Origin of the sequence: Arthrobacter sp. ISL-65, assembly GCF_018613795.1 — a bacterium.
Lineage (GTDB): Bacteria > Actinomycetota > Actinomycetes > Actinomycetales > Micrococcaceae > Arthrobacter.
In genome coordinates this window covers 61804-75841 of record NZ_JAGGPN010000001.1, presented here as the reverse complement: position 1 = coordinate 75841, position 14038 = coordinate 61804, and the positions used below count along the sequence as shown (strand labels likewise).

The following is a 14038-nucleotide window of genomic DNA, read 5'->3' as shown; positions in this document are numbered from 1 at the left end:
GGGGCGCTTGGCAAGTTGCGTGGCTCACTTCTGTGGCTCGTTCCCGGGCTCGCTCCCTGTGGAAGTCCTCTCCAGCCGGCCGGCGCAGGGGTAGCGTTAAGGCATGGGAAAGATCCTCGATGCTGTGGACACTAAGGCGCTGCGGTTCGCGATCGGCTTCCCAGTGTTGCTTGCCGCCGGGTTCGCGGTCTGTGCCGTGCTGTTGCGGCCGGATCTGCCGGAACCGCTGGCGGTCATGTGGAATAACGACGGCGGCACCGCCTTCGCGCCGTTCCCCGCCTTCGTGGGCGGCGGGGCCGCCCTGATAGTCCTCACCGGCTGGCTGGTGCTGCTGCAGGCCGTGCCGGTGTCGCGGCCCACCGTGATGCGCCGGATCATGATGGGCGCGGGGCTGACGGTGAGCCTTTTCGTCACCACCGTGCTGGCGGCCGCCCTCGTAGGCCAGGCCGGCGTGGCCGACGCCCGCGAGTCAAGCGTGGACATCATTGTCCTTGCTTCGGGAAGCGGCGCCGCGCTTTCCCTGGGCGTCATCATCGGTTTTGTGTTCAAGGCGGACCAACAGTGGACGCCGGAGGATGACCGTGCCCTGCAGCAGGCCCTGGAACATGAACTCGACCCTGAGCTTGTCCGGGATTCTGTCCGGTTCTGGGTGCACGCGCGAAGTTCGGTTTTCGTGATGATTGCCATCGCCAGCCTGTTTCCCGCCTCGCTGATCGCGATCGCAGTGCCGTGGCTCGGAGCACTGCTCGTGGCGGCCGCCCTGGTGGGTGCCGCGTTCCTGTTCGCCCGGGTCACCGCGGACCGCAGCGGACTGCGCGTTTTCCTCGCCGGCATCCTGCGAGTGATCGACGTCCCTGCCGCCGCCATCTCCGCCGCCCAACCAGCGGACGTCCGCGCCGCCGACTACGGCGGCTGGGGCTACCGCAACCACGACGGAACCGCAGCAGTGCTCGTCAGCAGCGGCCCCGCCGTCGTCGTGCGCAAGACCGACGGCCACAAGCTGGCCGTCAGCGGCGGTAACCCCGACTCCGCCGCCCTTCTCGCAGAGGTCCTGACCCGCGTTGCGGCAAGGGCCCGCCGCGACACGCGCCCGCCGGCCCAGGGTGAAACGGAATCGTAACTGCCGCGCCACCGCCCAGTCGGCTCCCCGCTGGGGGGAAGCACACCGAGTACTCTTGGATCTGTTGATTTGACCTGTACCAGCCCGGCCGCGCCCCGGTGCTCATGACTGAACGGAAGCTACCGTGACAACAAACCCTGCATTTCCGCGGGTCCACATCGCCACCGACCACGCCGGCATGGAGCTGAGCGCCCACCTGGTCAAGCACCTGACGGCGAACGGCTACGACGTGGTGGATCACGGACCCAAGGAATACGACGCCCTGGACGACTACCCGTCGTTCTGCATCAACGCGGCGCTCGCAGTGGTGGCGGACCAGGAATCAGGCATCCACGCGCTGGGCATCGTGCTGGGCGGATCCGGAAACGGCGAGCAGATCGCGGCGAACAAGGTCAAGGGTGTCCGCGCCGCCCTGGCCTGGAACCACTCCACTGCCACGCTGGCCCGCGAGCACAACGATGCCAACGTCGTGGCCGTCGGCGGGCGCCAGCACAGCGTTGAGGAGGCCACGTCCCTGATCGAGGCCTTCCTGCAGGAGCCCTTCAGCAACGACGAGCGGCACATCCGCCGCATCGGCAAGATCGCCACCTACGAAACCACCGGCGAGATCGTCGACTAGTGCCGGAAGGCCACTCGATCCACCGGCTGGCCCGCCAGTTCGGTGACGTGTTCACCGGCGAGCGGCTGGCTGTCAGCAGCCCCCAGGGCCGCTTTGCCGCCGGCGCCGCCCTGCTGGACGGGCACACCTTGGTGCACTCGTCCGCGCATGGAAAGCACCTGTTCCTGCACTTCGAGCACGCACTGGTGCTGCACGTCCACCTCGGCCTCTACGGGGCCTGGGACTTCGGCGGGGACAGCCACTTCCGCGGGGCCTCCAGCATCGGCGCGCCCCGCAGGGTGGGGGAGCGGGAAGTGGCTGATGGCAATGCGTCACCCGAAGGCAATGGCGATCCTGCCTCCGCGGAGTACGCCGGGCCTCCGGCGCCGGTGGGGGCGGTGCGGGTCCGGCTGGTGAGTGACCATGGCTGGGCCGACCTGCGCGGTGCCACCACGTGCGCGGCCATTACCGATGCCGAGGCGGCAGCCGTGCTGGACAGGCTGGGCCCCGATCCGCTCCACAACACCGGCGGCAGCAGGGACGACTTCATCCGGCGCGTCCTGGCTAAGCGGACGCCGCTCGCTACGCTGCTGATGGACCAGAAGGTGATTGCCGGCGTCGGGAATGTCTACCGGGCCGAAATCCTGTTCCGCGGCAGGATCGACCCCCTGCTTCCGGGCCGCGCGCTCACCGCGGACGCCGCCGGGCTCCTCTGGGATGACACCGCTGCAGTGATGGCCGACGGCGTCCGCGACGGGCGGATCATCACCACCACCGCCGGCTTCTGGACCCGGAGCGGCCAGCTTCCGCCGGGGGAGGCGGCGCACTTTGTCTACCGCCGCCACGGCCAGCCGTGCCGGGTCTGCGGCACTCCGGTTGCCCTGGCCGAACACGCCGCCCGCAAACTGTACTGGTGCCCGTCCTGCCAGCAGCCCGCCTGAGCTGACATTCCCGAGGCGAACCGAAACGGGGCACTTTGACACAAGACACGCCGGCCGCCGTCGCACTTCTTGGTTCCCGCGCCACCAAAGTGCCCCACCACGGCTGCCGACGGGCTGCCCGGCTGCGAGCTGCTGCCCAGAGTCGTCGGGATAGCAACGGGGGTAACACAAAAGAGGCCCCTCGACGAGGGGCCTCTTTGATGTGGAGGGGACGACGGGAATCGAACCCGCGTAATCAGTTTGGAAGACTGAGGCTTTACCATTAAGCTACGTCCCCGAGGAAAGCGTTCCGGCGTACTGGCCTTTGGGCTTTTCTTCGGCGGCTGTTCAAGCCGGATATAACTAAACCTAATTCATGCCCCAAGTGTCAAATGTGCAAACGCGGCAGGGATGAACGTAGACTGTCCTGTGCATTACGGGGTGTAGCTCAGCTTGGCTAGAGCGCCTGCTTTGGGAGCAGGAAGTCGCAGGTTCAAATCCTGTCACCCCGACTCTGCGGCCCGGGCCCCAGGCCTGGTCACAACAACGCGTTTGCAGAACCCATCCAACAAAACCAGGAGTACTTAGACCGTGAAGAGCGCTGTCGAGAACCTCACCCCCACGCGGGTCAAGCTCAATGTTGAGGTCCCCTTTGAGGAATTGAAGCCCAGCATCGACGAGGCATACAAGACTGTTGCTTCGCAGATCCAGGTCCCTGGCTTCCGTAAGGGCAAGGTTCCCGCCAAGCTGATCGACCAGCGTGTCGGCCGCGGCTACGTCCTGGAGACCGCCATTAACGAGGGCCTCAACGGCTGGTACCAGGCTGCAGTCCAGGAGTCCGGCATCCACCCCCTGAGCCGTCCCGAGGTTGAGATCACCGAGGTTCCGGATCCTTCCGCCACCGATGGTGAGCTGAAGTTCCAGGCCGAGGTTGACGTCCGCCCCGAGATCGAACTGCCCGACTACGCCGGCATCAAGGTTGAGGTTGCCGCGGCAGAGTCCTCCGACGCCGACGTCGACAAGGCCCTGGACGAACTGCGTGGCCGCTTCGGCACGCTCAAGACCGTGGAGCGCCCGGCAGCTGACGGCGACTTCCTGAGCATCGACATCACGGCGAGCGTCGACGGCGCCGAGGTGGACTCCGCAACCGGGCTGTCCTACCAGGTTGGTGCCGGCACCATGCTCGAGGGCATGGACGAGGCCGTGACCGGCCTGAGCGCTGACGAGGACGCCATCTTCGACACCACCCTCGTGGGCGGCGACCACGCCGGCGAAGCCGCGCAGGTCAAGGTTGTCGTGAAGTCCGTCAAGGAGCGCGAACTGCCCGAGGCGAACGACGACTTCGCCCAGCTGGCCTCCGAGTTCGACACGCTGGCCGAACTGCGCGAGGACCTCGCCAAGCAGGCCGCCGACTCCAAGGTCGTGGAGCAGGGCGTCGAGGCCCGCGACAAGGTCCTGGACAAGCTCGTTGAGCTGGTTGAGGTTCCTGTTCCGGAGTCCGTCGTCGAAGAGCAGCTCGAGCAGCACTTCAAGGCCGAGAACTCCCACGGTGAAGGCGAGCACGACACCGAAGAGCACCGCGCCGAGGTCAAGGCCAACACCGAGCGCGCCTTCCAGAACGAGATCATCCTCGACGCCATCGCCGAGAAGGAAGAAGTGGGCGTCAGCCAGAACGAGCTGATCGACTACATCGTCACCACCGCCAGCCAGTACGGCATGGACCCGAACCAGTTCGCCCAGATCATCGACCAGAGCGGCCAGGTTCCCATGATGGTCTCCGAGGTCCGCCGCCGCAAGGCACTGGCCGTCGTCCTGGGCCAGGCCGAGGTCACCGACTCCGAGGGCAACAAGGTTGACCTGAGCGACTTCGTCCGCCCCGGCGGCGAAGAGGCTCCGGCCGTCGAAGCCGAAGCAGAAACCGAAGCTGAAGAGGCAGCCGCCGAGACCGTCGCGAACGACGATCCCGCGGCCGTGAAGTTCTAGTAGCCGCACGCATCAGCGGCGCCAGCCCCCGGGTCCTCGGATCCGGGGGCTGGCGCGTTAACGGCCGGTGTGCGGCTCCCGCGGGCAATCGTGCGCCGTCAGCGAACAGCGTGATTCCGACGAACAAATCCGCTCCGAAAGCGGTTAGTGTCCAAGTAGTGAAGTTCAGTGATGTCGTTCAGTGATGTCACCGTCACCAGCGAGAGGTAAGTACAAATGTCACAGCAAGCAGCGGCCCCCCGCATGGCAACCGTCGATCCTGCAGCCCAGGACAACTACATCTACAACCGCCTGCTGAAAGAGCGCATCATCTGGCTTGGCTCCGAGGTCCGCGACGAGAACGCGAACGCCATCTGCTCACAGCTGCTGCTGCTTTCCGCCGAGGATCCCAACAAGGACATCTACCTCTACATCAACTCGCCCGGCGGCTCGGTGACGGCCGGCATGGCCATCTACGACACCATGCAGTTCATCCCCAATGACGTCGTTACCGTCGCCACCGGCCTGGCGGCCTCCATGGGACAGTTCCTGCTGTCCTCCGGCACCAAGGGCAAGCGGTACGCCACCCCGAACGCCCGCATCCTGATGCACCAGCCTTCCGGCGGCATCGGCGGAACGGCTTCGGACATCAAGATCCAGGCCGAGCTGATCCTCCACATGAAGAAGGTCATGGCTGAGCTCACGGCGGACCAGACCGGACAGACCGTGGACACCATCCTCAAGGACAACGACCGCGACAAGTGGTTCACCGCCAGCGAGGCGCTCGAGTATGGCTTCTTCGACAAGATCTCGGCGCATGCAGGTTCTGTCGCCGGCGGCGGCGGAACCCAAAACGCTTCATCAAACGGCCAGAGCTAACCGGCAACAAGACAGAACTGAATCCAGGAGCAATGAACATGAACTACAATTTCGGATCGTCTGCCGGTAACCTGCCGACAAGCCGCTACGTTCTGCCGCAGTTCGAGGAGCGCACGCCGTATGGCTTCAAGCGCCAGGACCCCTACACCAAGCTCTTCGAGGACCGCATCATCTTCCTCGGCGTCCAGGTGGACGACGCCTCTGCCGATGACGTCATGGCGCAGCTGCTGGTGCTGGAGTCCACGGACCCGGACCGCGACATCACCATCTACATCAACTCGCCAGGCGGCTCCTTCACCGCCATGACCGCGATCTACGACACCATGCAGTACATCCGCCCCGAGATCCAGACCGTGTGCCTGGGCCAGGCCGCAAGTGCCGCGGCCGTGCTGCTGGCCGCCGGAACGCCGGGCAAGCGCCTCGCCCTGCCCAACGCCCGCGTCCTGATCCACCAGCCGGCACTGTCCGGCGGCCAGGGCGGACAGGCATCCGACCTGGAGATCCAGGCGGCCGAAGTCATGCGCATGCGGACCTGGCTGGAGGATACCCTGGCCAAGCACTCCGGCCGGACGCCGGAACAGGTCAACAACGACATCGAGCGGGACAAGATCCTCACGGCCGCTGAGGCGCAGAATTACGGCCTGATTGACCAGGTCCTCGATTCCCGCAAGATCAAGCCGCAGGCACTTGCCCGCTAGATGCGGGCACATGCCGGGTAAACAGAAGTAACGGGCGCCGGTGCGGTTTAGATTTTTGAACCGCACCGGCGCCCGGTTTCCACCCCTCGGGCCGAATGTGACCTAGAGTGGATGTAAATCATTGCCGGATCCCGGCCGTGGTTAGATGCAACCGGTGCAAAGCTGCCCTTGCGGCAAGATACTAAGGGGTTCACATATGGCTCGGATTGGCGAGAGCGCGGATCTGCTCAAGTGCTCTTTCTGCGGCAAGAGCCAAAAGCAGGTGCGCAAGCTCATTGCCGGGCCCGGCGTCTACATCTGCGATGAGTGCATCGAGCTCTGTAACGAGATCATCGAGGAAGAACTCGCAGAGGTCGCCGATCTGGGCAGTTTCGAACTGCCCAAGCCCCGCGAAATCTTTGACTTCCTGCAGGAATACGTCATTGGCCAGGAACCGGCCAAGCGTTCCCTCGCCGTCGCGGTCTACAACCACTACAAGCGGATCCAGGCCGGGCATGCGCCCAAGAGCGGCACACTGGCCGAGGGCGTCCACCACGACGACGTTGAAATCTCGAAGTCCAACATTCTTCTGATTGGCCCCACCGGCTGCGGCAAGACCTACCTTGCGCAGACCCTGGCGCGCCGGCTGAACGTCCCCTTTGCCGTTGCCGACGCCACCGCCCTGACCGAAGCCGGGTATGTGGGCGAAGACGTGGAGAACATCCTCCTCAAGCTCATCCAGGCCGCCGACTATGACGTCAAGAAGGCCGAACAGGGCATCATCTACATCGACGAGATCGACAAGATTTCGCGCAAGAGCGAAAACCCCTCGATCACCCGCGATGTCTCGGGCGAGGGCGTGCAGCAGGCCCTGCTGAAGATCCTCGAAGGAACGGTTGCCTCGGTTCCGCCGCAGGGCGGCCGCAAGCACCCCCACCAGGAATTCATCCAGATCGACACCACGAATGTCCTCTTCATCGTTGCCGGCGCCTTCGCCGGCCTGGAGGACATCATCGGTTCCCGCTCCGGCCGCAAGGGCATCGGCTTCGGCGCTCCGCTGAACGAGGTCAAGAACACCGACTCCTATGGCGAAGTGATGCCGGAAGACCTGCTGAAGTTCGGGCTTATTCCGGAGTTCATCGGCCGCCTGCCGGTCATCACCACCGTCTCCAGCCTTGACCGTCCCGCCCTGATCCAGATCCTGTCCACGCCCAAGAACGCCTTGGTCAAGCAGTACCAGAAGATGTTCCAGCTGGACGGCGTGGAGCTGGTGTTCGACGACGCCGCCCTGGACGTGATTGCCGACCAGGCCCTGGAACGGGGAACCGGAGCCCGCGGACTGCGAGCCATCATGGAGGAAGTCCTCCTGCCGGTCATGTTCGACCTGCCCAGCAGGGACGACATCGCCAGCGTGGTCATCACCGCCGACGTGGTGGCCAAGAAGGCCCAGCCCACCATGATCACGCACGACGTCGTGGCCAAGCGGCGGAACAAGTCAGCCTAGCCCGGATAAATCGCTGCACCGGAATAAACCGACCCGATTCATCGCTGTCGCTTAAGGTGCCCTGCGAGTATGGCTTTGCGGCGCGCCACACCCCGAAGACTTCCCTGAGGAGATTTGCTGTGTCTGAAACCGCCGCCAACAAGGCCGACTTCTGGTTCGACCCCCTTTGCCCGTTCGCCTGGATCACCTCCCGCTGGATCGGCGAGGTGGAAGGCGTCCGCGACATCCAGACGGAGTGGCACGTCATGAGCCTGTCCGTGCTGAACGAAGGCCGCGACCTCGATCCCAAGTACCGTGACGCCATGGACAAGGCCTGGGGGCCGGTCAGGGTCATCATCGCCGCCCAGGAACAGCACGGTGACCACGTGGTCAAGCCGCTGTACGACGCCATGGGATCGCAGATCCACGACGGCGGGCAGAAGGACTTCTCGATCGTCATCAGCAAGGCCCTGGCCGACTGCGGCCTCCCCGCCGAGCTGGCAGCCGCCGCCGGCTCCGACGAGTACGACCCGCAGCTGCGTGCCAGCCATGAAAAGGGCATCTCCCTGGTGGGCCAGGACGTCGGAACCCCCGTGGTCGCCTTCAACGGCACCGCGTTCTTCGGACCCGTCCTCACCCGCATTCCGCGCGGGGAGGAAGCCGGGAAGATCTGGGACGCGTCGGTCACCCTCGCGGCCTACCCGCACTTCTTCGAGATCAAGCGCAGCCGGACCGAAAGCCCTGCCTTCGACTAGTCCTGGAACGCGCGGCCTGCGGGGCCGCCGTCGGGCAGACAGAGCCCCGGCTTCGGAGCCCCGGCGGAACTACATGAGAGTAGTTCCGCCGGGGCTCTTGCGCATCCGCAGCAGGAGGACAAAGATGGAACTTACCCACTTCGAAAGAAGTGAGACGCAAGAACCAAAGATTCAGTGACAGGCTTCCAACGCAGCCTTCGGCAAAGTTAGAAGCAGACTACCGGTGACAAGGTAGGAAGACCTGAAACTCCAAGGATCTTGCCAGACTGTCAAAGATGTCACCAGACAGCCGAAAAGTCGAAGCCCCACCAACGGCAAAACGCTGATGGGGCTTCCCCTTTGCCCGGAAACATCCGGAACTGCCCGAAATGCTCCGGGCTCACTTCACCTTAGGCCTGTGCAGGCTCCTCGGCCGGAGCCAGTTCCACGTCGCTGACCGTGAGCTCGCCCTCGCCCGTGTTGAGCGAGATTTCCTGCGCGTTGGCCGCTGCCTTGAGGTCCCCGAGCCCTGCCTGGAGCTGGGCCACGAGAGACTCTGTCGCCGTGATCGTCGCCGACAGGACCTCGGTGCGCTGCTTGACCTTGGCCTCCGACTTGGCCTTCCGGATGCCGCTGAGGGCAATGCCCACGGTTCCCAGCATGCCGGTGTCCCCGTCGGTGATCTCCAGCGGCGCCGGCCAGGCGGCGCGGTGCACGGAACCGGCCCGCCACCAGCCCCAGACCTCTTCGGTGGCGAAGGGCAGGAACGGCGCGAAGAGGCGCAGCAGCGAATCCAGCGTGGTGGCCAGGGCAGCGAGAACCGAAGCCTGCTCGGTCTCGCCGGCGGCACCATAGGCGCGATCCTTGATCAGCTCGACGTAGTCGTCGGTGAACTGCCAGAAGAACGATTCGCTGATCTGCAGCGCCCGGGCGTAGTCGTAGTTGTCGAACGCCTTGGTAGCCTGGGCCACGACGTCGGAGAGCTGGGCCAGCAGGGCACGGTCCAGGGGATTGGTCAGGACGGACAGATCGGTGGAAACCACCGAATTCTCCGTGGCGCCCAGGTTCAGGACGAACTTCGAGGCGTTCAGCAGCTTGATGGCCAGGCGGCGGCCGATCTTCATCTGCGCGATCTCGTAGGCGGTGTCCGCGCCCAGGCGCGCGGAGGCCGCCCAGTAGCGGACGGCGTCTGAGCCATACTCGTTCAGGACATCCGTCGGCACCACCACGTTGCCCTTGGACTTGGACATCTTCTTGCGGTCCGGGTCCAGGATCCAGCCGGAGATGGCCGCGTGCTTCCAAGGGGCGACGTCCTGCAGGGCGTCGGCGCGGACGGCGGAGGAGAACAGCCAGGTGCGGATGATGTCGTGTCCCTGGGGGCGCAGATCGAACGGGAACACCTTGGCGAACAGGTCCTCGTCCCGGCTCCAGCCGCCCACGATCTGCGGGGTCAGGGATGAGGTGGCCCAGGTGTCCAGCACGTCAGCGTCACCGGTGAAGCCGTTGGGCTGGTCACGCTGGGACTCGTCGTAGCCGGGCGCGGCGTCGGCCGCGGGGTCCACCGGCAGCAGGTCGTCGGACGGCAGGACAGGGTTGTCGTAGTCCGGGTTGCCCTGGGCGTCCAGCGGGTACCAGACCGGGATCGGCACGCCGAAGAAGCGCTGGCGGGAGACAAGCCAGTCCCCGTTGAGGCCGGCGATCCAGTTCTCGTAGCGCGAGCGCATGAAGGGCGGGTGGAACTCGATGTCCTTCCCGCGGCCGATCAGGCGTTCGCGGCGGTCCTCGTCGCGGCCGCCGTTGCGGATGTACCACTGCCGGGACGTGACCACCTCGAGGGGCTTGTCACCCTTTTCGAAGAAGTTCACCGGGTGGGTGATCTTCTTGGGTTCGCCGTCGAGCAGGTCCGCTGCCGTAAGCAGCTCCACCACGGCCTCCTTGGCGGAGAAGACCGTCTTGCCGGCGATGGCGGCGTACGCCTCGCGGCCGGCGTCCGTGGTGATCCACTCCGGGGTCTCGGCGAGGATGCGGCCGTCGCGGCCCACGATCGCACGGGTGGGGAGCTGGAGTTCGCGCCACCAGGTCACGTCGGTCAGGTCGCCGAAGGTGCAGACCATCGCGATGCCCGAGCCCTTGTCCGCCTTGGCCAGCGGGTGGGCCTTGACCTCGAGCTCGACGTCGAACAGGGGGGACTTCACGGTCTTGCCGAACAGCGGCTGGTACCGCTCGTCGTCGGGGTTTGCCACCAGGGCGGCGCAGGCCGCGAGCAGTTCGGGACGGGTGGTCTCGATGAAGATCTTCTCGCCCTCGGCGGTGAAGAACGGGTAGCGGTAGTACGCGCCTGCCACCTCGCGGTCCTCGAGCTCGGCCTGGGCCACCGCGGTGCGGAACGTGACGTCCCAGAGCGTGGGGGCCTCGGCCATGTAGGCGTCGCCGGCGGACAGGTTGGCAAGGAAGGCGCGCTGGGAGACGGCGCGGGAGGTGTCGTCGATGGTGCGGTAGGTAAGGTTCCAGTCGACGGACAGGCCGAGGGTCTGGAACAGGTTCTCGAAGACCTTTTCGTCCTCGACGGCCAGCTCTTCACACAGTTCGATGAAGTTCTGCCGGGAGACGACGTCGAAGTCCCGCTGGTTCTTCGCCGGCTGCGCCGGCGGCTGGTAGTCCGGGTTGTACGGGATGGCGGGATCGCAGCGGACGCCGTAGTAGTTCTGGACGCGGCGCTCGGTGGGCAGGCCGTTGTCGTCCCAGCCCATGGGGTAGAAGACGTTCTTGCCGGTCATGCGCATGTAGCGCGCCTGCACGTCGGTCTGCGTGAAGGAGAACATGTGGCCCACGTGGAGGGAACCGGAAGCGGTGGGCGGGGGAGTGTCGATCGAGTAGACCTGCTCCCGGGTGGTGTCCGGGTCGAACCGGTAGGTTCCTTCCTCGAGCCAGCGCTGCGTAAGGGCAGCCTCCAGGCCCTCCAGGGCCGGCTTGTCGGGAACGTTGATGGGGGCGGTGGCGGGCGTGTCTGTACCCTGCGTTGATTCAGCCATGGGCCAATTGTTTCATGCCGGGCAGTTGTTTCCTGCCCGTCGGCAGGCGCCTGCAGCCGCACGCCGGGAGTAGCATGCGGCGTATGAGCAAAGCAGGCGCTTCCTTTGCAATCAAACGCATCTATGAGGAACCCGCTGACGACGACGGTTGCCGGGTTCTGGTGGACAGGCTCTGGCCGCGCGGGGTCAGTAAGGAACGGGCCCAGCTGGAGCTGTGGCTCAAGGACGTCGCGCCGTCGCCCCCGCTGCGGCAGGAATTCGCCCACATGCAGGAGCGGTTTGAGGACTTTCGTGCCCAGTATGAGGACGAGCTGGCGGGCAATCCCGCGGTGGACCAGCTCCGGGACCTGGCGGCCGGGCACCGGAAGGTGACGCTGCTGTACGCGGCCAGGGATCCGGAGGTGAACCATGCAAAGGTACTGCTGGAGTTCCTTACAGCACGGGGTTCGCGGAAGTAAACATTGGGCTGGTCCACCCTGCGGTTGGCACTAGGGTGGTGCCATGACTGAGGTTTCCGCAAGCTCTGACGTGTCCACCAACAAGTCCACCAAGAAGGCAGCCCTCGTTACAGGCGCCAGCTCCGGCATTGGCGAGGCCACCGTTCGCGCGCTCCGTGCAGACGGCTGGACTGTGTACGCCGTCGCCCGCCGCCAGGAACGGCTGGCCGCGCTGGAAGCCGAGACCGGCGCCGTCGCCCTCGCTGCCGACATTTCCGAGGACGCGGACGTGGCCCGCCTGTTGGCCGAGGTGACCTCCGCCGGCGGGATCGACACGCTGGTCAACATCGCCGGCGGTGCCCGCGGAGCGGACCGTGTGGGCCAGGCCGTGACCGAGGACTGGGAGTGGATGTACCGCGTCAACGTCCTCGGCACCATGAAGCTCACCCGCGCTTTCCTGCCGATGCTGCGCGAGAACGGCGAGGGCACGGTCCTGAACCTGACGTCCACGGCCGGGCTGGATGCCTACGACGGCGGGGGCGGCTACAACGCCGCCAAGTTCGCCCAGCATGCCCTGACCGGGGCGCTGCGGCTGGAAGAGGCCGAGCATAACGTCCGGGTCGTCGAGATTGCCCCCGGCCTGGTCCAGACCGAGGAGTTTGCCCTGAACCGGCTTGGTGACGCGCAGGCGGCCGGCAAGGTCTACCAGGGCGTGGAAAAGCCCCTGACCGCCGAGGACGTGGCGGATGTGGTGCGCTACGCCGTAAGCGCACCGCACCACGTGAACCTCGACCAGATCGTCATCCGCCCGGTGGCGCAGGCGTCGAACTACAAGCTGATCCGCAAGCAGGCCTGAGCAGGCTAGCCCGCAACCGGCACGTCCAGCGTGGCCAGTACGGCCGCGTGGTCCGTCCCGGGGACGCGGTGCACGGCGTAGCCCGACGCCGGAATGCGCGGACTGGTGACCAGATGGTCGATGGTGATGCCGGGAAGCGCCTGGCCGTCCATCGGCCACGTGGGCATGAACCGCGCCCCCGATGCCGTGCCGACGTCCACCAGCTTCCGGCCCCCCGGGCCGCCGTCGAGCAGCCTGCGGAACTCCGAGTGGTCGTAGGTGGCGTTGAAATCGCCCAGCAGGAGCTGGTTGCCCTGGCCGCCCGCCCCGTCGCGGGCGACCAGCCGGGCCAGCGACTCAAGGTCGCTGCGCCACTGCCCGACCCGGACATCCACCGGCGGGAGGGTGTGCACGTTCGTGACCTCGAGCGTGGCGGCCGCACCACCGGCAGCGGGCAGGGTCACCCGGAAGGTCGGCATCTGGAACGGTGTGTCGGGAATCCGCCCGATGGCTTGGACGGGGTGTTTTGAGTACGTTGCGCTGCCCGAGCCGTTCTCTGATGGGCTGCTGATCCTGTTGGGCAGGAGACCCTCCAGTCCCTCGGCGGCCAGCCGGTCCTCCAGCGCCCGGGTGTGCTCTTGGATGGCGAGAAGTTCCACTCCGTTGTCCCGGACCAGCCGGACGATTTCGGCGGCATCGGCCTTGCCGAAGCGGGAATTGATACTCATCACCGTCAGCGGAACGGTGCTGCCGGGACCGGAGGCTCCGGAGTCCGCCCGGCCTGCACCCGCCCGTCCGGCGTCTGCTATCCCGCCATCCGCCCGGCCCGCATCCGGCGCCCAGAGCCAGAAAAGCTGGGCTCCCAGGAGCAGGACGGCAGCGGCTGTGACCAGATGCCGCCGGCCCAGCAGCGCCAGGGCCAGCGCAAGGGCGGCAGGAATCACCAGCCACGGGGTGAAGGACAGCAGCTGGACCACCGGCGTGGGCCATTCGGCCGGGATGGCACGGAACACCGAAAGCGAAGCGACCGGCACGAGGATGCAGAGCGCCAACACCCGGGCCGAAGCAGTCATGGATCGAGTCTAGGCTCTGGCCGCCGGATGGTTATGGCCGCCCCGGCAACAGCAGTTAGACTGGAGCCAACAGCTTTGACCCGGCCATCACCGGTGAGCTTCCGGAAGAACACCCGGCCCGCCTTGCGGACCAGGGCCAGTAGAACCGGACGGGTAAGCCCGTCACAGCAGCAATGAGCGGCCGTGGTCGAACTCGCTTGGAGTTCGGCAGCGGTAAGTGAGGTGGTACCGCGGTGCCGGTGCAGTTGTAAGACTGCGCACGCGCCGTCCTCGCATCCTGAATTTGTT

The 14038-nt window shown here is 65.9% G+C and carries 12 protein-coding genes and 2 tRNA genes; 11 read left to right on the top strand and 3 right to left on the bottom strand.

The genetic code is table 11. From position 1 onward, the window contains the following. Positions 1-103: 103 nt before the first annotated feature. The 3 genes from J7I85_RS00340 (at position 104) to J7I85_RS00330 (ending at position 2659) form a co-directional block, all read left to right on the top strand. The gene (locus J7I85_RS00340) at positions 104-1120 is read left to right on the top strand and encodes a hypothetical protein (protein ID WP_214845124.1); all 1017 of its coding nucleotides are present in this window, start codon (positions 104-106) and stop codon (positions 1118-1120) included. A gap of 124 nt (positions 1121-1244) precedes the next feature. Then, complete coding sequence (locus J7I85_RS00335; protein WP_214845122.1) at positions 1245-1739, top strand: ribose-5-phosphate isomerase; 495 nt, start codon at positions 1245-1247, stop codon at positions 1737-1739. After that, positions 1739-2659: a DNA-formamidopyrimidine glycosylase family protein gene (locus tag J7I85_RS00330; protein ID WP_214845120.1), complete on the top strand. Its 921-nt coding sequence runs from the start codon at positions 1739-1741 to the stop codon at positions 2657-2659. Before J7I85_RS00335 ends, J7I85_RS00330 begins: the two co-directional genes overlap by 1 nt. Before the next feature lie 203 nt (positions 2660-2862). On the opposite strand, the gene J7I85_RS00325 is transcribed toward J7I85_RS00330, so the two are convergent. Continuing rightward, positions 2863-2936, bottom strand: a tRNA-Gly gene (locus J7I85_RS00325). 139 nt (positions 2937-3075) lie between these two features. Between J7I85_RS00325 and J7I85_RS00320 the strand changes: the two genes are divergently transcribed. The 6 genes from J7I85_RS00320 (at position 3076) to J7I85_RS00295 (ending at position 8394) form a co-directional block, all read left to right on the top strand. Then, a tRNA-Pro gene (locus tag J7I85_RS00320) sits at positions 3076-3150 on the top strand. A gap of 79 nt (positions 3151-3229) precedes the next feature. Further along, the gene (gene tig / locus J7I85_RS00315) at positions 3230-4621 is read left to right on the top strand and encodes a trigger factor (protein ID WP_214845112.1); all 1392 of its coding nucleotides are present in this window, start codon (positions 3230-3232) and stop codon (positions 4619-4621) included. Positions 4622-4864: 243 nt separating this feature from the next. Then, positions 4865-5479 carry an ATP-dependent Clp protease proteolytic subunit gene (locus tag J7I85_RS00310; protein ID WP_214845228.1) on the top strand — a complete coding sequence of 205 codons (615 nt, stop codon included), beginning with the start codon at positions 4865-4867 and terminating at the stop codon, positions 5477-5479. A 38-nt stretch (positions 5480-5517) separates the two neighbouring features. Continuing rightward, positions 5518-6177, top strand: coding sequence for an ATP-dependent Clp protease proteolytic subunit (locus tag J7I85_RS00305; protein WP_102972267.1), 660 nt, complete (start codon positions 5518-5520; stop codon positions 6175-6177). Between the two features lie 196 nt (positions 6178-6373). Next, positions 6374-7660, top strand: a complete 1287-nt coding sequence (clpX, locus tag J7I85_RS00300; protein WP_214845110.1) for an ATP-dependent Clp protease ATP-binding subunit ClpX — start codon at positions 6374-6376, stop codon at positions 7658-7660. 119 nt (positions 7661-7779) lie between these two features. Next, complete coding sequence (locus J7I85_RS00295) at positions 7780-8394, top strand: DsbA family protein (protein WP_214845108.1); 615 nt, start codon at positions 7780-7782, stop codon at positions 8392-8394. 389 nt (positions 8395-8783) lie between these two features. On the opposite strand, the gene valS is transcribed toward J7I85_RS00295, so the two are convergent. Further along, positions 8784-11405: a valine--tRNA ligase gene (gene valS / locus J7I85_RS00290; protein ID WP_214845106.1), complete on the bottom strand. Its 2622-nt coding sequence runs from the start codon at positions 11403-11405 to the stop codon at positions 8784-8786. 83 nt (positions 11406-11488) lie between these two features. Here valS and J7I85_RS00285 point away from each other — a divergent pair, with 83 nt between their 5' ends. Both J7I85_RS00285 and J7I85_RS00280 read left to right on the top strand, forming a co-directional pair. Further along, positions 11489-11863 (top strand): DUF488 domain-containing protein, encoded by a 375-nt coding sequence (locus J7I85_RS00285; RefSeq protein ID WP_214845099.1) that lies wholly within the window; start codon positions 11489-11491, stop codon positions 11861-11863. A 43-nt stretch (positions 11864-11906) separates the two neighbouring features. Further along, positions 11907-12698 (top strand): SDR family oxidoreductase, encoded by a 792-nt coding sequence (locus J7I85_RS00280; RefSeq protein ID WP_214845098.1) that lies wholly within the window; start codon positions 11907-11909, stop codon positions 12696-12698. A 5-nt stretch (positions 12699-12703) separates the two neighbouring features. Here J7I85_RS00280 and J7I85_RS00275 read toward each other — a convergent pair whose 3' ends face one another. Next, positions 12704-13750, bottom strand: coding sequence for an endonuclease/exonuclease/phosphatase family protein (locus tag J7I85_RS00275; RefSeq protein WP_214845097.1), 1047 nt, complete (start codon positions 13748-13750; stop codon positions 12704-12706). Positions 13751-14038 lie beyond the last annotated feature (288 nt).